Source organism: Actinomyces sp., assembly GCF_030524025.1.
Lineage (GTDB): Bacteria > Actinomycetota > Actinomycetes > Actinomycetales > Actinomycetaceae > Actinomyces.
The window spans coordinates 33,893-52,404 of the sequence record NZ_JAUNHI010000015.1; the positions used below are offsets into that span (position 1 = coordinate 33,893).

Here is an 18,512-nt window from a genome sequence, read left to right on the forward strand (position 1 = left end):
AGGCTGAGCGCTGACGCAGCCTCGGACTCGCCTAGCGCGGCTGCCGCCGGCCAGCGCTCACCCTTGGTCACGAGGCTCTCCGCCGGCGCCATGCCCACCGTGCTGCCGAGCAGGCAGCCGTCAGCCCCATAGCAGCCCCAGGAGCGTAGCGATCTCGACGAAGATCCATACCCTGCAGAGCACAACCCTGAGTGCCAGGTCCCACGTGTTGGTCCGCGGGTGCTGGTCGACATCGTGTGCAAGATCGGCACCTGGCAGATCTGACCAGCAGCAGACCGCAATGATGATCGCGACTACGCCAACAGCCGCCGACTCGCCGCGCAGACCCCACGGTCCGACGGCACCAGCGCCGATCAGAGCGACGTCCACCATGCTGACCAGCAGGAACCCTCCCAGCAGAGCGTTCCGTGCACTGTGCGACACTCTCATCCGGGGAAGCGGCACGACCATCGGGACGACGGCGGCGATCCAGGGCGAAATTGCCACGATGTCACGGTAGAAGACGCCGAGCAGCCAACCCGCCACGGCAGACTCGGCGACGGTGAGGATCGCATCGGCCGCACCGTGCTCGCGCACGACGGGCACCATCAGGGTGCACGCCGTCCACGCACCGAGAAGGAGACACACGGCTTGGGCACGGAAGGCCCCGTTGTACGCGTGGTAGCTGATGAGAGCTGCGGTGAGGAGCACGCCGGCGACGACGATGCAGCGCCTGGCGACGACATCGCTCCCAGTCGGCGTCCGGTCCCTAGTGCCGCTGAGAATCTCCTCGAACGATGGCCATCTGCATGGCCACTTGTAGTCAGGGTCACGCTTTGCACGAGCGGATAAGTCCGCCGGAGAGCTCGAGTTCATGGGGGTGCTCCTTAACGTCGGTCGAGGTGCCGTGTGCTGGCGTCCGTAGTCAGTAGTGGGCGGGACGAGGCGCGTGATGGGGCTAGCGGCCGAGGGATGCCAGAACGGCTCTGGCTAGTGCCGGCCCCGCGAGACCCTCCGGCAGAACCCAAGATGACCGATCGGCCCGTGGCACACTTGCCGTAGTGGGGGGAGTGTTGTCCACAGGGAGGCGGAGACCCGCCTGGTCTCCCCTCCTGGGGGAGGGGCTGGCAGCCAGTGCCGCATGGGCTGACCTGCGGGTTTCCCGCCCACGGTTTTCAACGCGAGCACCCGGAGGTGCGGGTCGGGGCCGGCGCCGGCCCTTGACCATGCGGATGCTGCGCACGCGCTCCAGGCGTGCCCGGGTCTGGGCCGCCCAGGCGATCATGTCCGCGGTGCGCTGCTCGCGTGCGGCCTGAACGAGCTGGGCGAGCATGTGCTTGTCGATGCGGAACCATGAGGGCACTGGCTGGCCGTAGCGGACGCCGCCGCGCACCCAGGTGATGACCCCCAGGTCCTCGAGCTCGGTGAGCATCCGGCGCGTCCATCGCAGTCCGTACCCTGCTGCCGCGGCGACCTGCTCGATCGTGGTGCTGCCCTCGGCGGCCCCGTAGGGCAGGCGGGCTGCCAGGCCCTGGAGGACGGCGCGCAGCCCCTTCCATGGGCTGCCAGCCAGCGGACCCCAGCCCTGACGCTTTAGTGTGTCCAGCAGGAGGTACAGGGGCCACCTGGCGGTGGCGGTCCGGGGACGGGGTCCGGTCGAGCGGCTCATGTAACCAGCAGTGGTCGGACACGCCACCCTTCGGTACGTGCCCCACCCGACTCGCTCGAGCTGCCGGTCGGACGCGCGTCGGCGTCACTGTCTACCCGGCAATGATTGAGTTGCTCTTCGTCCCCGTTCCGCGGATCGCGCGAAGCACACGCCTGTCGGAACGCAGCGCGCAGGTAGGCTCAACACGCCGGCTCGCACAACGGCGTGGGCGGGCGGGCTCGAGGTCCACGCCAGACCGAGCGACGGCCAAGCGCGGAGTGAGGGGCTGAGACCGTGGCTCGTGATCCGAAGAAGACAGGCGTCCTCGACACCAACATCTTCATCTACGCGCAGGACTACGCCCAGCAGGACCACCCTGACGGGCGGGTCGCGGCCGAGGTTCTCCGAGCGCTCGGGGAGCTCGGGTACACGCCGGTGATCGCCGCTGCTACCGTTGACGAACTGCGTCGCGGCGGGACGCTCATGGGCTCCAGGCTCCGTGAGGCCGGACGCTACGCCCGGGTCGACCCCGCCCCGCCCGGGGACCTGCGGCAACGCGCTGGGTACGGCGACGACCTGGGAGCTAACGACGACTGCGACCTGCGCATCCTGGCCGCGCTCGACCAGGAGCTCGCTGCCTGGATCATCACCAACGACAAGAAGATGATCGGCCACGCCGCGCAGGCCGGGCTCACCCACGTCCTGGACGCCCGGCAGTTCCTTGAGTTCCTCGAGCCGGCGCGGCACCCGAGCGAGCCTCCGCCGCGAGTCAGTGCGGTACCCGCCGACCAGGTCAACGTCCGCTCGTCGTTCTTCACCTCGCTGGTCGGCGCCTACCCGGAGTTCCACGACTGGTGGCGGGAGAAGGTCGTGCCCGAGGGGCGCACGACCTTCATCGTCGGAGACCTCAGCGATCCGCAGGCCCTCGCAGTCATTAAGGAGCACGACGCCGACTACGGGCTCCCGCAGGATACGACCAAGATCTGCACCTTCAAGGTCTCAGCCGACGCCCGCGGCCAGCGCTACGGGGAGCTCCTCCTGAAAGCCACCATCCAGCGCATCCGGGCCATACCCTCCAGCACCACCTTCCTCGAGGTCGCCTCCGACAACGAGCTCGTCAAGTGGCTCCAGCCCTTCGGCTTCCAGACGCTGGAGGGCAGACGGGCCGCTAAAGGCGAGCTCCTGCACCTCCGCCAGGACGGTGACGGATGGCCGGTCATGGTCGACGACCAGACGGGAATCGTCACCGCGATCGATTCCAAGGACGTGGAGGGGTCGATCGTCCGCGCGCTCTGCACCGCCGACGAGCGGGCGGTCTCCCGCCTGCGTAAGCGGCTGCACGAGGTGGCTGACGCGCACGAGCACGTGGGCAAGACCAGCTGAGGGATCGCACTCTACTCGCGTATGGGTGCCAGGCTGTGCGACTGGTCAGCCAGCAGTGACGGGGAGCATGGAGAACTCCAGGTCAGGTGTGAGCCGGTCTACGGCCGCTACACGTCGAAGGTCTGGGGCTGGCGGGCGTCCAGCGGTGCGAGTCTCGACGACTGGCTGAAAGCCCTTGCCGCCGAGCACGACGAGCGGCGATGAATCACCAGCACCCCCACAGGTCCGGTCGGCCGGGTGCGTCCGACCACCACCGGTGGCGACATGACTACCACTGCGCAGGGAGGGATCATGCCACATCACTTTAACGAGACTCTCCACCCCAGAGGAGCGGACGGGCGCTGGACGAAGGCCAGTGCCTCCCAACCTGCGGCAGCGCTCGACACGGTCTCGGAGATCCGTTCCCACCACGTTGCTGCTCCCGCTGACGCCCAGGCCCTGGAGGTCTTGCGCGAGAAGGTGGGCAGAGCCCTGGACGCGGTCATCAACGCGCATGTCGCACACGCCGAGGCCCTGGTGCGCGACCGGGTCTCGGGTCTCCCAGGCCAGCCGAAGGTCAGCCTGGTCAGCTGGGGGGATCGACTCGTGACCGACGAGGTGTGGGACCCTGCCAGTGGCGAGGTCCTGGACGACGAGCAGTGGACGGTGCGGGCGAGCCCTACGGCCGTTGAGGAGATCATGTGGCGGATCAGCCTGAGGGGACAGCCCTACGTGGTTGACGCGGACGGTCCGGACTCCCGGCAGGCCTGCCGGGCGCTGGCTCAGGCACAGGTGGAGCACCGGAGAGCCAGTGAGCGCCTGGTCGACGGCGTGCTGTCCGCGGCCGACGCTCTGGGTGCCAGGTCGGTCGAGCTCCAGACCCGCCAGGGTAGGGCGGGGTCAGCGACCGTCGGCGGGGCGGTTCTCCACCTGGAGGGCGGCGTGGTGGAGCGTGTAGCCGGGGCCGGGCCGGCCTGGGACTCCTTCACCCAGGTGATCGCTCAGGACCTGGACCCGAGTGCCCTGGAGGGGCTGCCGCGTGACCGGCAGGGGCGGGTGGACATGGCGGCCTGGGCCCGGGCCACCGGCCGCGGCCAGATCGACGGCCAGACCTGCCTCGACCTCGACGGCTGACCCGGGGGACTCCGTCCACTACTGGGGTGACAGCACATCCAACGATCCGGAAGGATTCACGGTGGACACCGTCGACATGATCTACGAGCTCTCAGAGCAGGTCCCGTACAGCACGTTTGTCGAGTGCTGCAAAGGCGTCGCACCCGCAGCGATGAGCGATGAGCAGGCGGAGGCCACGCTCAAGCGTCTCCACGAGGCGACCCTCATCCGCACCGTCGACACATGCGGCGTGTGCGGGGAGCGCCGTTACAACAGGTACTGCGTCGAGTGCGGTACCCGCGGCTGAACGACCGACTCGGACAGGAGCAGATCGTGCACGACGAGAACCAGCACCCGCGGGGACGTGACGGCAGATGGGTGGCCAAGCCCGCCGGAGCACCCCCGGCCAGCCTGACCGGGAGTCCTGGTGGCCCCGAGCAGGCGGCCCTGAGGCGCATTCGAGGCCTCCTGGACGGCCCCTGGGACCAGGAGGCCCTTAACGAGATCACGGACCTGGTGTCCGCCACGGGCCGAGGCGCGGCCTTCGGCGACGACGAACGTGCCCGACGCCGGTGGCGGCCCACCAGCTACGCCGACCCGCTGGACCGCGTGGCCCTTGCGCTGCGCAGCGGGCGTGAACACGGGTGGCGGCGGGCCGACCAGATGCAGGCGCTCTACGAGGCCCTCCAGGACAAGCGGGAGCCACGCGGCCCCGTCAACGTCGAGGAGTGGGCGACGGCCCTGTGGGACTACGGGGTGGTGCGCGAGCCCCGGGGGCGCGAGCTCGACCTGGACGGGGCTGTCCGTGCGGGATTCGACCCCAACGTGGATGACCTGGAGGACTGGCGGGTCCTCGACGTCGATGACGGCGCCTGGCTGGAGGAGCCCGGTGACCTCGACGCCCTGGAGCCTGACGAGACCGGGCACGTGATCGTCCTGGACGGCCGCGGCGACTACTGGGCGCGTCAGGACGACACGTCGTGGCGGCAGGTAGACCCGTGGACCCCGAACCGGACGCTCGGGGCACGCGCGACCAGCGAGGCCCTGACCGACTGGCACCAGGACCTGCTACGGGTCCGACGGAGACGATCGTCTGACAGCGATCCCAGGTGATGCCCGCAGGTAGACTCACTGCGCTCGCCGGGCTCGTGCCGCCATCCACCGCTGAGCGCGCTGTCGAACGGAGGAGGGCGGCAAGGAGGGCCGGACGCGGTGGCCGATGATGTCGAGCTGGTTCAGGACAGCGAGGGGCTAGCTGTCGTTGGTGAGCGAGGCGCTGTAAAGAGGTTCCTGGAGCATGCAGGTCTGTGGGCAGCGTCCCAGGACCTTGAAGGACTCGGGTCAGTGCTGGACATCGCTCCCGGTGTTGCCGAGGCCGCGTTGAGTGCCTCCTCAACCGCAGGGCGATACGTGAAGTTGACTGAGGAGTCCGCGCGAGACATCAGGGAGCTTGGACTCGTACCGACCAAGACCGACGGCGTCAGCTACGCCATGGTCGGTCAGCGAGGATCGATCACTAAGTGGGTTCGGATCGAGACCGGCGTAACCGCCAGGCTCACCAACCCCGCGATCCTGTCCGGTGCGGCTGGGATCATGGCGCAGATTGCAAGGCAGCAGGAGATGGAGGAGCTCAGACAGCTCATTAAGTCCATCGACGGCAAGCTCGATGACGTACGCCGCAGGCAGAGGGACGAGGTCCTCGCCAAGATGGACGGCGCCAGGTGCGCCATCGATGAGGCCGTGGCCCTGAGCGAAGGCGGTGGCGACCGTGAGACCGCCTGGCGCAAGGTCGAGAACACGAAGGAGACCGTGTTCAACGTCGAGGCGGACGCGCTCCGTGCTATCGGGGTTCTGTCGGACAAGGTGGACAAGGATGCCAGCGCCCGAACGCTGAGGACGACCACGGAGGAGGTCGCGAAGGAGGTTGCGGTGTGGCTGGCGGTCCTGGCTGCCTGTTTCCAGCTGGAGGACCAGCACGCGGTTCTCGAGCTGGACCATGTCAGGGCCACCGCACCGTCGAAGCTGGACGCGCACCGGCTCAGCCTGGATGCCGCGCGGTGCGACCGTCGCGACAAGATCGTGAAGATGACCGCCCAGTTGATGAGGCGACTTGACGAGGCTGGCGGGGTGGCCGGTGAGAAGGTCGTCCTGCACTGGAAGGAGGCGCAGGCTGTGGTTGACTCAGTGAACGCCGTGGGCGCCGAGATCGAGCAGTTCTACGCGCCTCTGGGCGTCGAGCCTCAGCGTGTGCCCCTGACGGCGCCAGGCTGGAGAGAGGCGCTGCGTGACCCGCAGCAGCGGCGGAAGGCGCGCGAAGAGGCCCAGCCAGTGGTTGCCGGGGTCGTCGGGACCGTACTTCTGGCAGTTCCCGCCCTGGCAGGCTGGGCCCGTGGTCCTGGTTCTGCTCAAGGTGACTCGGACGACCACGCCTGACGTGGGCGCTCACCCCGAAGAACCTCACGCGCGCGCACGGCTCCGTGTTGAGGTGCGAAGGCTCGTGATCAGGACCTGAGCGGCAGCCTACGCACGGTGCCCAGGACCTCTCCTCTTCTGCTGTCGACGCCCACTGCGGGACGGCACAGACACCGTCCCATGGACTGCTGGCCGTCACGTGGCGCCGTCGTGTCGTTGGATCGCTGCCATGTGTCGCTGGACAGTGCGTAGGGAGACGTCACCGAGCCGGTCGCGGATCTGGGTGCTCGTGGCCGCTGGGTTGTCGCGCAGCACGGCGGCGACGCGCTCCCGCGTGGATGGCTGCGGGGCCGCCACCACGGGTGCCGCGACCTCAAGCGCAACCGGCTGCGCAGTGGGTGCGGCGGCCGGCGGGCGCGCTTCCGTACCGGAGTGCCGCACCCGCCCGGCGCTGTCGCTGCTGCCCGTCGCCGTCGCAGCACCCGTGACACCCCGGCTGTCGCACAGCGGCGTACCGGTGCTGGACTGGTTGGCGATGTCGGCGACCTGCTGACGCCACCACGACAGGTCACGGTTCTGAGCAGCAGGCGACGTCGCCGCCATGTGACGCAGCAGGTCGCGTCGAGCACGCAGCTCACGACGCCTCACCGACGGCCTGCCACTGGTGTCCGCCTGGGCGAGCGCCAGGTTGAGGGTCAGCCTCGAGGTTCGTGCCTGCCGTCGAGCCGGGCGGGCGTCGGCGGCAGCGCGGGTGCCGACGATCGACAGATGCCACAGGCAGGCGGCCAGGAGCGGCAGGACCAGGCGCACGGCTGCCGCCTGGACCCCGACGTGACCGAGCTGCCAGGAGGCCGACGCGACACCCGACGCCGCCGACGCGAACCAGGTCAGGGCCATCTCCAGGTGCCCGCCGCGTCCGGTGATGACAGCCTCGCGTGCCTGGAGGGCAAGGACGATCACCGCCAGGTCGATGACCGACCCGATTCCCCAGGACATGGGTGCTGACAGTGCTGCGGTGGCACGCAGGAGCTCGGCCAGGCCCTCCACGGATGCTGCTGTGGCACCCAGGGCGACGGCAGCGGTCAGGGCAGTCGTCGGTGACGACAGTGTCGCGACGTCTGTCGCGGCGCCAGGTCGCGCCGGGTGTTGCCGCCAGCGGCGGGGTCTGTCCTCGGGCTGGCCAGCACCGTGAGGGGCCGTCCAGCCCGGGCGTGCGCTGGGCCAGGTCCGGGCGTTCTTGACGTGCAACGCCTGGATGCGGTCGGTGGGGCCGCCGGTGTGAGAGGCGCTCATGATGCGGCACCACCGTCGTGGGCCTCCTGAGGTGCGAGAATCTCCCGGACCTCCTGGCCAGTTAGGGCACGCCGTTTGACAAGGGCCCTGGCGAGGGTGTCGACCTGGCCGGGGTGGCCAGCAACGATCCTCTGGGCGCGGTTGCGTGCCGCCGACACTGCCTGGGTGATAGCCAGCGGACCATCGATACCATCCGGAACAAATCCGGTGGAGATGAGGGCGGCAGCATGCTCCTCAGCGGCACGGACGTCATCCTGCGCGCCGTCATGGCGCCGCCCCTCGGTCTGGTCGAGGACATTCGCCGCCACTGCGATGGTCAGATGGTCCCACAGGTCCGGGCCCTTTCCACGGGACGGCAGGGGCGGAACATACTCGACACACCCACCCCGGTTCCTGGCGGGAAGGATCTCGGCCCCGATGATGGTGTGTCCCAGGGCCCAGGCCGTGACCGCATGGGCGGCCTCGTGACGGGCCCGGTCCTTGTCGCTCAGGCGGTTCGACTTGAGCCATTGGTCCCAGGTCGGACGCAGCCTACGCGCCAGAGCCTCGACGTCCTCACCAGGGGAGGCCTGAGCCTCAACCCACCTGCGGAATCCCGTGTCCTCACTGGAGAGGACGGCGATCCCGGTCGGTGAGGACGTGGCCCGCTCGACCACGTGTGGCCGTGACGGCAGCGCTAGGCCGACGAGAAGCGCTGCCGCAGTGATGGCGGTGGCAGTCCAGGCCTTCTCGCTGGTGTCGAGCCTCGAGAACGCCGCCAGCGCGGTGGGGCCAGCGATCCACAGCGCGCTAACGGCTGCTCCGTAGATCACTCCACGGGCCAAGGTGCCGGCGAGGTCGGTCATCGTGTTTCCTTTCGTTCCTGGATCTCCCTGGCCAGGCGGGGGCCAACGGGTCTGGTGACGTGGGTGCGCAGCCGGTCATAGCGGGCGGTCTGGGCGCTGGACGAGTGGCGGGCGGCGATCATGACCTCACGCTCGGGAACGCCCGCGTCCAGGGCCAGGGTGATGAAGCTTGTGCGCAACCCGTACGGGGTCACCGCGGGGAGTCCGGTGGCGTTGAGGAGACGGAGGAGCCGGTTTCGCTCAGCGGCCTTGGTCCAGGGGCGGCCGGTGCGGGGGTTGAGAAGGAGCGTGCCGCGTCGCCGCCCTCCGGCAGCGGCCGTGAGGAGGCGTGCCGTGACGTCGGGGATGACCAGCCGCTCCCAGCCGAGCGTCTTGGTGGCTGTCACGGACAGGGTGGCCTGTCCGTCGTGGGAGCTGAGGTCCTCGACGCGCAGCCCCCGGGGCTCGCCGGGCCGCAGCCCGGACAGGGCCCACAGGTGGACGTGCGCGGCCAGCTCACCGCCGCACCAGTCCAGGGACGCGTCTAGAAGGTGGCCCAGATCAGCCCAGCCGAGCCAGGTCCGCTCCTCGCTGCGCCCGCGGGCCGGGCCGTGCACAAGCGCGGTTGGGTCGGCTTCAACGTGTCCCTCCTCCATGGCCCACCGGTAGAAGCCCCGCACGTGGGACAGGATCGTGCTGAGGGTTCTGGGACGCAGACCCTGCTCACGTCGGGAGGCAAGGTACTCCTCGAGGTCCTGGCGCGTAGCGTCCAGCAGGGGTGTTCCCCGGTCCGCGAGCCAGCCGGCCCAGGGGGCGAGGTCGAGGCGGTGGTTGTCTCTGGTCCTGCCCGCGAGGCGGGCAAGGAACTGCTCTGTCAGGCCTGCGTCGCGCATCGCGCGTTCCTTGTTGCCTAGCCTGCTCAGCCGCGGGTACCGCACTCGACGCAGTACCTGTTGTAACGGCGCTCCCCGCACACGCCGCATGTGTCGACGGTGCGGATGAGGGTCGCCTCGTGGAGACGCTTGAGCGTGGCCTCCGCCTGTTCGGCGCTCATCGCTGCGGGTGCGACGCCCTCGCAGCACTCAACGAACGTGCTGTACGGGACCTGCTCTGAGAGCTCGTAGATCATGTTGATGATGTCCACCGAAGGAGTTCCTTCCTGAGTCAGCCACCGGATGTGCCGTTGCCCCAGCAGTGGACGGACAACGCATGCCCAACCGCCGGCTGCATCTGGGCATGCCATGGACTGGCTGCGCCGTTCGGGCTCTCACGCGGTGTCGGGCGTGCTGTCCCCGGTGAGGTTCCGCAGGTCGTTGGCGAGCGCCTCGAGGGTGTCGCGTGCATGGGCGAGCTGGTCGACCAGGTGTTGGAGCTCGGCGGGGGAGTCCAGGCGCTCAAGCGTCTTGAGCAGGTCGACTGCCTGGGTCAGGCGCTCCGGTGTGGCCGTGAGGTCCCTGTAGTCGCCCCAGTGCGTGATGCGCAGGCCCAGGTGCTGCTCGAGGGCCTCCAGGCTCGCCAGCCGCTCCTCCTGAGCGGGTGTCAGCGTGGGGCGCTGTCGGGACAGGCGGTCGAGACGCTCACGCTCCCGGGCCAGCTGCTGGTGGACGAGCGCCTGGACCTCCTCGTCGCGCTCTTGCCGTGCCAGCGTGTCGAGGCGGGCCATGAGGGACCGCACCGCCCACCAGGGCGGCTGGTGGTCACGCTTCGTGGCGGCCTTGACGATGATGCGCATGCGGCGCCCGCGCGCAGTGCGTGGAAGCACCATGAGCCCCCAGCCGTCGGGGACCTCCTCTGCGGGGACGACGTCGGTAGAGGGGGCGACGACGTACCAGGCGTGACAAGCATCCGCCCAGGCGTCGGCCTTGCCGGCGTGGTCGAGCTCGCTGCGCCAGTCGGCGCGGGAGACCTTGAGCTCGTGTCCGACCAAGATGCGTCCCGACGTGGAGGTGAATCCCGCGTACAGGGCGTCGCAACGACGGTTACCGGCCCCGCTCCAGGTGCCGTTGACGCTGACCTCGTGGGCGAAGATCCCACCACCGCTGGCCCCGGTGCGCGCGGGGGGCATGTAGTGGCTGCGCAGCGCCGCCAGGAGCTGCGGTGTGCTCACCTCGCCGCCGGGGAGCACGCCGCTGGCAACCGTCTGCTCCCCAGGACCTCTTCTGGTCCGCTGCGTTGGTGTTGAGCTCTGACGATCCATGCCACCAGTGGTGGACGGACCCGTGCCCTGACGGGACCTCGCCGTGTCAGTTGTGGGGTGTGGATGATCAGTATGAGAGCCCTCCGGCGGTGGGTAGTCGCGTGAGCGTCCAGCCCGTTGCGCTGCCCGACGGCTTCGACCCCGACCAGCACTACCAGGCCTTCGAGTCGGCTGTCGCCGCGCGTCTGGGCGAGCGCCTGGGCGGCACATGGAGGCTCGTCGGCGTCGACGTGGGTGAGGGACGAGCCTACTTCTCCACCGGAGTCGAGGTCGCCAGCATCAGCGACACGCGGGTGGTGGTGCTGCCCGACACGGTCCGCCCCTCCGACGGGGCCGCCCAGGCGGCGCTCCTGGCGGACATGTACGAGGCCCGCCACCCGGGCCAGGGGTGGGTCATGGTCGACTTCGACCCCTACGGGCACCGCGCCACCATGGGGCGCCTGGACGCCGAGGAGCTGCGGGCCCGCGAGGCGCTGGCCACGGCCCTAGGAGTCAGGCCCTGGGATGTCAAGATCACCCGCGCCAGCCAGGGCGGCTTCGACGTCCACCTTCCAGCCTCCTACTCGGCCTCCCGCCACGACACCCGCATCGACGAGGCAGTCACGACGGCTATCGGTAGACCGGGCTGGTACTTCACGGTCGACGCCCAGGCCCTGACCATGCAGGTGCGCGCCGGCGCCCTGCCCACCTTCCCCGACCGCGTCCCCTACCCGTTCGACGCCCCCGCACACGACATCTGGTCGATCCCCCTCGGCCTCGCCCTCGGCTCCGGGGGCACCCCGAACCGAGAGCTCGCGATCGGCTTCGACGACGTCCCAGGGCTGCTGTCCACCGGCACCGCAGGCAGCGGCAAGTCCGTGGGCCTCAACACCATCATCACCGGCGCCCTGCTGCGCGGGTGGGAGCTCGTGGTCGTCGACGCCCCGCACAAGGCAGTGGACTTCCTGTGGTGCAAGGACTTCTGCCGACCCGGTGGGTGGGGGTGCGACTCCAGGGAGCAGGCACTGACCGTTCTCGACCTGGTCTACGAGCGCGGTCAGACCATTGCCCGCCTGCTCAAGGAGCATCGAGCTCAGAAGGTCACCGACCTGCCCGAGCACCTGCGCCCAGCCCCCGTGCTCATCGTGATCGACGAGGCGACGGCCCTGTTCATGCTTGAGCCAGTGCCCAAGGGCATTCCCAAGGACCACCCGCTCGTGATCGACGCGCTGAACGAGAACCTGGTCACCCAGACGCTCATCAAGCGGGTGTCCACCATCCCGGCGGAGATGCGTTTCGCAGGTCTGAGAGTGGTCATCTCCACCCAGATGGCTCAGGCCAAGACCGGGTTTGACGGCCCGCTCAAGGCCAACCTGTCCCATCGGGTCCTGTGGGGAGCCAACCCTTCCGAGTCTGCCCGAGGCTTCGCCCTGAGCAACCCCAGGGACGTACCCCACGTGCCCGAGTGGATCCGTGCCGACGGGGCCGCGGCCAGGGGCACCGGCGTCGCCGAGCTCGAGGGCCAGCCCTCGGCGGTGGTCAAGGGCTACTTCGCCACCACCGACGAGATGCGTGAGCGCCTGATCGCCGCCGGTGTGCCGCAGTGTACCGATCCCGAGCCCACCGCTGCACAGGTCGCCGCCCACACCCCGAGCCTGGATGACACGGCCGGGACCGACGACGCACTGACCTCCCGCCTGGCGACCGAGGGCGGCTTCGGTGACCCAGGGGGTGACAGCGGGCGGCTGCGGGGTGCTGCCCGGGCCGCTCACGAGCTCGCTGTCGGTGCCGCCGCAGCCAGGAGGGCCGCGCACCAGCACCCCGCGGCAGAACAGGAGGCGCAGTGACCAACCCACTGACGCTCGAGGCGTGTGTCGCCCACGCGCTCACCCGCAGCGGCTACACCGCCGGACGCGTCGACGAGGCGGTGCGTACCCAGTGGGGGACACTGCCCGCCGACTCACGCCACCGGATCCTCCAGGCCATCCGAACCCACCTGAAGGCCCCACACAGAGGGCGTGAGGCGGCCCGGTGGCACAACCTGGAGGCCTGGGGGAGCCGGCACCTCGGGGACCCCACCGTGGGGTCTCCGGCCCTGGAGGGGACGCTCCTGCCCGCAGGCGTGCGCGCGGTCCTGGACGGCCGCGCACAGGAGCAGGCAGAACACGTGTGGGCTGACCTCGCCCAGGCGTGGCCTCAGCTGATGACCGCCACCAGGCAGGTCGTCCTGGCCTGCATGGCGGACCACGACGACCCACACCTGGCTGCCTACGCCCAGGCGGACCCCGTGGCCACCCGCAGGGTCATCCGTCTGCTGGCCCGCACCGGCCGCGCCCGACAGGCCAACCGGCTCCAGAGGCTCGCACGAGGAGGCTGCGGGCAGGCGGGGGCGTCCGTCCACCACCGCAGGTGACCGTCTCCACCTCACCCGCCTCGGGAGGCCCCGTGATCCTGCACATCAGCCCAACGGACCTGGCGGCCCTGCTCGCGGCGGGTGCGCCTCACACGGCGTCGCGGTACCTGGCGCGCGTGCTCTCCCTGCCCGCGCCGTCGCGGGCACCTGGGCAGGCGCGTCTCATGGGCGACCCCAGAGGGGTCGCCGCAGTCCTGGCGGCCCTGCTCGCCCCACGCTGCTTGCTGCGCATCGCCGACACGGCCGTGGCAGTCGGCGCCACCGTCACGGTGACCGTGGTGCGTTGCGGCACCCAGGACGTCTTCCACGTCGTCGCCGACGACGCCGACCCCGCCACGGTGGCGGTGCGGGCCCTGACCGCCGAGCTCGGCGGGCGCGACCACCTGCGGCTCACGCTCGGCCGCTGGACGCCCAGCGGCGAGGCAGAGCACCAGATCCTCGTGGACGCGGCCGACCTGGCGGAGGTGGCGGCCGACCTGCTCGGCCTCGACGGAACGCCCGCAACCACCCGCTGACGGGTGTCCCCCGACCACTGCCGGGGCGTCAAGGACCCCAAGCGAAGGAACACACATGAGCACCATCATCGAGGCGGGGCAGAAGGTCCCACCTGGCCCCGTGTACCTGGCAGTGCGCGACACAGTCGGGGACCTGATGGTCCTGGACTCACCTGCCGAGGTCATCGCCCACCTCGAGCCGGATTACCCGAGGCAGGCCGCCGCTGGCCAGGTAGCTGCGTACCTCGCGCGGCACAAACTGGCCCGGCGGCTCGTCGCGGCCGCCACCGACCGCGCCTGGGCCGCCGCCGACATCGCGCTCCTGACCGACCAGGAGCGCTACGCGCTGTCGGCGAGGGGTGCCCGCGCCGTCACCGAGATCCGGCAGTGGGAGCACGGGGCTCCCCTGTACGTGGTGGCGACCCACCACAGCCCTTACACACGGGCACCGCTCCCGGACGGCAACGTCCTGGCGATCGACCCCGCCACCGAGACCATGCTGGTGGCGTCCATCGCCGACGCCGGACTCATCGACGCCGTCGACGTCCAGCCCGGCACCGTCTGGGGGCGATGAGCCCCACCTCCCTGGGGTCCACAGCGTGGGTTTCCCCGCACAGAGAAGGGCATGAGTACCTACGACGAGAACCAGCACCCCCGAGGCGCCGACGGCAAGTGGACCCGACGCCCCCCGTCCCCGCCGGCGACGGCGCTGACCGAGACCAGGCGCAGGGTGCTGATCGCCCGTGGGGGCGATCTGCTGGTCTCCCAGCTGCTGATCTCCTACATGATGGACGCCCACGGCCGGGACCTGGGTGCCGGGGACGACGTCGAGGTCCGGTGCCCCGCGTACAACGCCTACCTGCCGGACACGCCCGCACGTGTGACCGTCAGGGGCGGCCTGGTGTGCCGCACCCCCGACCAGTCGCACGGTCAGTTCGCGGTACGTGACAGGGCCCGCCTCATCGCCCGCGGCGGCGCCCACGCCCAGGTCTATGCCGCCTCGAGCGCCGACGTCTACGACGACGCCCAGGCCGACCTGCACAAGGGTGCGACCGGCTACCTGTACGGGGCTGCAGGGGTGGTGCGGGCCCGAGCGGGCAGCACCGTGTACGCGTGGACAGGCACCGTACATGCCCAGGCGGGGTCCACGGTGTGGCTCATGGGACCCGACGTCACCCTTGACGCTGAGGACGGCGCCCGCGTGGGTGACGGCAAGGACTCCCCGCTGGAACGCGCAGTTGCCAGCACACCGGACCACGACATCTTCAGAGACCACCGCCTCAGCGCCGAGGAAGGCGTATACGACCCTGAGCCCCGCTACCCGGGAGGCTGGCGGTGAGCCGCTTCGATGAGGCACGCGTCCTGCGCGACCGCGCAGGACGCTTCACCACCCGCGCAGCTGGCGCCCCAGCGACCCACCTGACCCCAGCACCCCGCCACGAGCGCGTCGTGCGCGCCGGCGCTATGGACGACCAGACGCTGGTGCACGTGCTCTCCTGGGTGCGTTCCGCAGGCGGGACGACCCCGCAGGGCAACCACGTCGCCGTCGAGCACGACGCCCAGGGGTGGACGCACCTGGAGGTGTCCGACCCGCACGGGTGGCTGTGGGACGACGACGTGCCAGTGCAGGTCAGCCTTGACGAGCACGGCACCGTGCGCTGCGTCGTGTGGCGCCAGTGCCCGGCGGACGAGATGGTCCAGGCCACCGACGGGCTCCCCGGGGGCGAGTACGCCGCCCCGGTCAGGGACACGGGGCCCGCTGTGGTCACCTTCGACGCCGAGGGTGAGGTGTACGAGCAGGTGTTCACTGACGCCCGCACGGGTGCCGTGACGCGGGCGACCCGCAGGGGACTGGCCCTCGACCTGGCCGGCCGGGACTCGGGTGCGCTGGCCAGCCCCTACCGGGCGGTGGAGCGTGCCCGGAACGCCCCAACCACGGATGGGGAGCTGGGGTGAACGGCTTCGACGAGACGCGGGTCAGCCGGGACCGCGCCGGACGCTTCAGCCCCAGGGCCACGGGTGCGCCGGCCGCGCACCTGGCGGACACCCCAGTGGCGAGACGCGGGCGGGTCCCGCGCACTGGCGTCATCACGACCACCCCCGCCGCCTGGATGGCCTCAACCGAGCTGGAGGCGGTGGGGCGCGCCGTGGCACGTGTGGAGGCTGCGGTGGCTCGTGCGCGCAGGGCCCTGGCTGAGCGTGAGCTCGAGCGTGCCGGGGTCTTGTCCGCCAAGGCCACTGTGGAGGACGCGGCGACGCTCAGCCTCACTGACGTTGAGACCGAGCCGGGCAGGCAGGTAGACCTTGATGCCCTGTGTGAGCGTGTGTCCCGCGCCGCCTGCGGCGACCTGTACGGACAGACTGGCTACGCGGGCTCCACCGACCAAGGCACCGAGGACGCGTTCACAAGCGCCAGCGGCAGGCCACGGACGCTGCGTGGCCGCGACGAGGTGGAGGCTGCGCGCTCCTCCTTCGACCGCAGCGTCGCACGCTTGCGCACCCAGGCGGCCCGCGCTATCACCGCCGTGTGCCTGGAGGCCGAACGTCAAGGAGTCTCACGCCTGAGCATCATCGACGGCGAGGTGCGCGCCTGGGGCACGGACCTCAGGCTTCGTGACGAGCAGGGTGGCGTGATGAGACTCGGGCGCAGCCCAGTGCGCGATCAGGTCGGTGAGGAGGCGGGCCTGCCAGCCGTATACGTGCGGGGCGTACCCGGCGTGCGGTCAAGACTGGACGACTCGTGCCTCGACGTCGACGTCACGACACACCTCGACGCGGTAGACGTCCAGGCACCTGGCCAGACGTTCATGCGCCTGTGACGCCATGTCGATCACTCGGGCCCCGAGTCTGCCCGCCCCACCTGCAGGCGTTGCGCCACCCCCGAGGTCGACGTCGCCGTCGACGGCTGGGCGCGGGGGCGCAGTCTGGGTGACGGACCGACCGACAGATGGACCGAGGCCGAAGCCGATAGCGCCCGCACCGTCACCGACACCGAGTGCGCCGTCAGCGACGAGCCGTCGTTGACGTCACCGCGGGTCGTGTCCCCACCATCGGTACACGGCAGCGAACTGGCACAGCAAGACCAGGTAGCCCCCGGGAGGGGAGGGCTCACCCCCCGCCGGTGGATGGCCCTGGCTTCTGCGGGTCGGCTGGTGGGGGCTGGAACCCCGGCGGTGGCTGGGCGGCCAGCGTGATCAGCACATGCCTGACCTGCGCGGGCATACGCGGCTCAGGGTCGCGAACACGCAGGGGCTCGATCCCAGGGAGCACACGCGGCAGCGCACCGGTGGCGTCAACCTGGTCGAGGACCGCCTCGGTGCCCCTCCGCACCGACTCCGCGGACAGCTCCCCCAGCCAAGGGTGCGTGTCGCGCGGGTCGAGGCCATACCGGTCACGCAGCACCACCGCCGCGTCCTTGGCCGCGCGCGCGTTAAGCCTCCTGGTCACCTCAGCGGCTCTCGACCTCGTGCCGTCGGCGACCGCCTGCAGCACAGGCAGACCCACGAGCATGCCTGCGAGTAGCAGCAGACGATGAACGAACTTGATGCCCGGAGACACCCAGCTCAGCAGGAACAGGACAATACCGATCGCCAGAACGTAGGGGGACAACCAGGTCAAGAAGCGCAGGGCGAGCCAGACCCATTCGGACCTCCTGCTGACCGAGGTCTCTTTCTCGGCCCTCCGGACCGCGGGCCCCCAGGCCCTGTCCCAGGTCTCCTGCACCTCGTCCATGATCACGGCCAGGCGTTCACGGTCATGCGCCCACGACGTGAGGGCCCGCTCCTCGGACGAGCCCGCCCACAGCGCGCCAACCTGATGGACCAGTCTGTGCGGGGCCGGGTTGTGCCCGGACGGGGCTTGCTGCACAGGGGCGTTCGCCGGCTGCTCGTCCCACTGGCGCCGCTGCGCCTCGGCCTCACGGCGAGCCCGCTGCCGCTCCCGGTGCCGTGACCATCCCGCTTGGACCAGCGAGACCAGGCCCGACCCGATTGCCTCTCCCAAGACGAGTCCACGATCATGGTGGCGGTCGAGGCGCGCCTGCTCAGCGACCTCACAAGCCGCACACCCCGGCTTGTACGCAAAGTGCTTACCACACGAGCCCTGAGCCATCACGAGTCACCATTCGGCGCGGGCCGTCAGGACGACTTGTCCGCCACGATCGGCTCGTAGTCGTTACTCGGGTAGAGCGTCAGCGTGCTGGCCTCACGATCCCATGAGAGACGGACCCTGATAGTGAATAGGGTTGCGATCTGGGGAAACTTCACGGGGGATTCACCTCCCAGGGATATCCGGCTCGCCAGGACATCATCCACTGACGATGACCCAGTTTCCGTCGACGTTGAAGGTGTCGAAGCCACAGGTGTCGCTCGCATCGACATCGGCTCTCATATTCTCCCCGTAGACATCCGTGGCGGGCTCATACTCGACGGTGATCTTGTCCTTGAGAGCCTGGACTTCCGAAAGGGCGGTTGGGCACTCGCCGTTGCTGAGCTTCTGGGTGGGGTAATAATCGCATACAACGCCCTCGTCGTCGCAGTACACGATCTCGGACGGGTCGTCGACCGCCCAAGGGTTCATCGACTCGTTGGCGATCATGGCGGCTTGGACGTCCTCGGTCTGGCCGTTGGCGTTTGCCAGGAGGAGTGTGTAGACCAGTGCCTCGGGGGTGGACTGGTCAATTGTGACGCGCTGCGCGGCGCCTGGCTGGCCACCAGCCGCACCCGAGGACCCACCACCAGAGCACGCCGCGAGTGGAGTGAGCACGAGCAGCGCGACCACGACTACTGCACCTCGACGC

General features: G+C 69.9%; 21 protein-coding genes. 12 read left to right on the forward strand and 9 right to left on the reverse strand.

All coding sequences use genetic code 11. The features are described from left to right. Positions 1-120: 120 nt before the first annotated feature. Together Q4C85_RS07245 and Q4C85_RS07250 are read right to left on the reverse strand one after the other, a co-directional pair. Positions 121-855, reverse strand: coding sequence for a hypothetical protein (locus Q4C85_RS07245; RefSeq protein ID WP_303140942.1), 735 nt, complete (start codon positions 853-855; stop codon positions 121-123). A gap of 82 nt (positions 856-937) precedes the next feature. After that, entirely contained in the window at positions 938-1,648 is a 711-nt protein-coding gene (locus tag Q4C85_RS07250; protein WP_303140944.1) for a hypothetical protein, read from the reverse strand. Positions 1,649-1,921: 273 nt separating this feature from the next. On the opposite strand from Q4C85_RS07250, the gene Q4C85_RS07255 reads away from it, so the two are divergent. The 5 genes from Q4C85_RS07255 to Q4C85_RS07275 all read left to right on the forward strand — a co-directional run bounded on the left by Q4C85_RS07255 (position 1,922) and on the right by Q4C85_RS07275 (position 6,535). Beyond that, on the forward strand, positions 1,922-3,010 hold the full coding sequence (locus Q4C85_RS07255; RefSeq protein WP_303140945.1) for a GNAT family N-acetyltransferase: 1,089 nt from the start codon (positions 1,922-1,924) through the stop codon (positions 3,008-3,010). Between the two features lie 291 nt (positions 3,011-3,301). After that, positions 3,302-4,123 (forward strand): hypothetical protein, encoded by an 822-nt coding sequence (locus Q4C85_RS07260; protein WP_303140947.1) that lies wholly within the window; start codon positions 3,302-3,304, stop codon positions 4,121-4,123. A 61-nt stretch (positions 4,124-4,184) separates the two neighbouring features. Then, positions 4,185-4,409, forward strand: coding sequence for a hypothetical protein (locus tag Q4C85_RS07265; RefSeq protein ID WP_303140948.1), 225 nt, complete (start codon positions 4,185-4,187; stop codon positions 4,407-4,409). A 26-nt stretch (positions 4,410-4,435) separates the two neighbouring features. Next, the gene (locus tag Q4C85_RS07270) at positions 4,436-5,215 is read left to right on the forward strand and encodes a hypothetical protein (RefSeq protein ID WP_303140949.1); all 780 of its coding nucleotides are present in this window, start codon (positions 4,436-4,438) and stop codon (positions 5,213-5,215) included. A 99-nt stretch (positions 5,216-5,314) separates the two neighbouring features. After that, on the forward strand, positions 5,315-6,535 hold the full coding sequence (locus Q4C85_RS07275; protein ID WP_303140950.1) for a hypothetical protein: 1,221 nt from the start codon (positions 5,315-5,317) through the stop codon (positions 6,533-6,535). A 174-nt stretch (positions 6,536-6,709) separates the two neighbouring features. Here the strand turns inward: Q4C85_RS07275 and Q4C85_RS07280 are convergent, their stop codons facing one another. The 5 genes from Q4C85_RS07280 to Q4C85_RS07300 form a co-directional block, all read right to left on the reverse strand. Then, complete coding sequence (locus Q4C85_RS07280) at positions 6,710-7,807, reverse strand: hypothetical protein (protein ID WP_303140952.1); 1,098 nt, start codon at positions 7,805-7,807, stop codon at positions 6,710-6,712. Further along, positions 7,804-8,652, reverse strand: a complete 849-nt coding sequence (locus Q4C85_RS07285; protein WP_303140954.1) for a hypothetical protein — start codon at positions 8,650-8,652, stop codon at positions 7,804-7,806. Before Q4C85_RS07285 ends, Q4C85_RS07280 begins: the two co-directional genes overlap by 4 nt. Next, positions 8,649-9,524 (reverse strand): site-specific integrase, encoded by an 876-nt coding sequence (locus tag Q4C85_RS07290; protein WP_303140955.1) that lies wholly within the window; start codon positions 9,522-9,524, stop codon positions 8,649-8,651. Before Q4C85_RS07290 ends, Q4C85_RS07285 begins: the two co-directional genes overlap by 4 nt. Before the next feature lie 26 nt (positions 9,525-9,550). After that, positions 9,551-9,775 (reverse strand): hypothetical protein, encoded by a 225-nt coding sequence (locus tag Q4C85_RS07295; RefSeq protein ID WP_303140957.1) that lies wholly within the window; start codon positions 9,773-9,775, stop codon positions 9,551-9,553. Positions 9,776-9,898: 123 nt separating this feature from the next. Further along, the gene (locus Q4C85_RS07300) at positions 9,899-10,738 is read right to left on the reverse strand and encodes a hypothetical protein (protein ID WP_303140959.1); all 840 of its coding nucleotides are present in this window, start codon (positions 10,736-10,738) and stop codon (positions 9,899-9,901) included. A gap of 191 nt (positions 10,739-10,929) precedes the next feature. Between Q4C85_RS07300 and Q4C85_RS07305 the strand changes: the two genes are divergently transcribed. The 7 genes from Q4C85_RS07305 to Q4C85_RS07335 are packed head-to-tail and all read left to right on the forward strand — an operon-like array spanning position 10,930 to position 16,533. Further along, the gene (locus tag Q4C85_RS07305) at positions 10,930-12,654 is read left to right on the forward strand and encodes a hypothetical protein (RefSeq protein ID WP_303140961.1); all 1,725 of its coding nucleotides are present in this window, start codon (positions 10,930-10,932) and stop codon (positions 12,652-12,654) included. After that, the gene (locus Q4C85_RS07310) at positions 12,651-13,220 is read left to right on the forward strand and encodes a hypothetical protein (RefSeq protein ID WP_303140962.1); all 570 of its coding nucleotides are present in this window, start codon (positions 12,651-12,653) and stop codon (positions 13,218-13,220) included. The genes Q4C85_RS07305 and Q4C85_RS07310 overlap by 4 nt, the downstream gene beginning before the upstream one ends. Before the next feature lie 32 nt (positions 13,221-13,252). Continuing rightward, complete coding sequence (locus Q4C85_RS07315; RefSeq protein ID WP_303140964.1) at positions 13,253-13,735, forward strand: hypothetical protein; 483 nt, start codon at positions 13,253-13,255, stop codon at positions 13,733-13,735. A gap of 55 nt (positions 13,736-13,790) precedes the next feature. Then, a complete protein-coding gene (locus Q4C85_RS07320; RefSeq protein WP_303140965.1) occupies positions 13,791-14,288 on the forward strand; it encodes a hypothetical protein in 498 nt (165 codons plus the stop codon). A 51-nt stretch (positions 14,289-14,339) separates the two neighbouring features. After that, complete coding sequence (locus Q4C85_RS07325; RefSeq protein ID WP_303140966.1) at positions 14,340-15,053, forward strand: hypothetical protein; 714 nt, start codon at positions 14,340-14,342, stop codon at positions 15,051-15,053. Next, the gene (locus Q4C85_RS07330; protein ID WP_303140967.1) at positions 15,050-15,670 is read left to right on the forward strand and encodes a hypothetical protein; all 621 of its coding nucleotides are present in this window, start codon (positions 15,050-15,052) and stop codon (positions 15,668-15,670) included. Before Q4C85_RS07325 ends, Q4C85_RS07330 begins: the two co-directional genes overlap by 4 nt. Then, positions 15,667-16,533 (forward strand): hypothetical protein, encoded by an 867-nt coding sequence (locus Q4C85_RS07335; RefSeq protein WP_303140969.1) that lies wholly within the window; start codon positions 15,667-15,669, stop codon positions 16,531-16,533. Before Q4C85_RS07330 ends, Q4C85_RS07335 begins: the two co-directional genes overlap by 4 nt. A gap of 289 nt (positions 16,534-16,822) precedes the next feature. Here the strand turns inward: Q4C85_RS07335 and Q4C85_RS07340 are convergent, their stop codons facing one another. Both Q4C85_RS07340 and Q4C85_RS07345 read right to left on the reverse strand, forming a co-directional pair. Continuing rightward, a complete protein-coding gene (locus tag Q4C85_RS07340; protein ID WP_303140970.1) occupies positions 16,823-17,716 on the reverse strand; it encodes a hypothetical protein in 894 nt (297 codons plus the stop codon). Between the two features lie 303 nt (positions 17,717-18,019). Next, positions 18,020-18,493, reverse strand: coding sequence for a hypothetical protein (locus tag Q4C85_RS07345; protein WP_303140971.1), 474 nt, complete (start codon positions 18,491-18,493; stop codon positions 18,020-18,022). Positions 18,494-18,512: the final 19 nt, after the last annotated feature.

Excerpts from the sequence above, each read along its gene's own strand:
- Q4C85_RS07320 (WP_303140965.1), top strand. The coding sequence starts at position 13,791 with ATGAGCACCATCATCGAGGCGGGGCAGAAGGTCCCACCTGGCCCCGTG.
- Q4C85_RS07245 (WP_303140942.1), bottom strand. The coding sequence starts at position 855 with ATGAACTCGAGCTCTCCGGCGGACTTATCCGCTCGTGCAAAGCGTGAC.
- Q4C85_RS07325 (WP_303140966.1), top strand. The coding sequence starts at position 14,340 with ATGAGTACCTACGACGAGAACCAGCACCCCCGAGGCGCCGACGGCAAG.
- Q4C85_RS07280 (WP_303140952.1), bottom strand. The coding sequence starts at position 7,807 with ATGAGCGCCTCTCACACCGGCGGCCCCACCGACCGCATCCAGGCGTTG.
- Q4C85_RS07285 (WP_303140954.1), bottom strand. The coding sequence starts at position 8,652 with ATGACCGACCTCGCCGGCACCTTGGCCCGTGGAGTGATCTACGGAGCA.
- Q4C85_RS07290 (WP_303140955.1), bottom strand. The coding sequence starts at position 9,524 with ATGCGCGACGCAGGCCTGACAGAGCAGTTCCTTGCCCGCCTCGCGGGC.
- Q4C85_RS07260 (WP_303140947.1), top strand. The coding sequence starts at position 3,302 with ATGCCACATCACTTTAACGAGACTCTCCACCCCAGAGGAGCGGACGGG.
- Q4C85_RS07250 (WP_303140944.1), bottom strand. The coding sequence starts at position 1,648 with ATGAGCCGCTCGACCGGACCCCGTCCCCGGACCGCCACCGCCAGGTGG.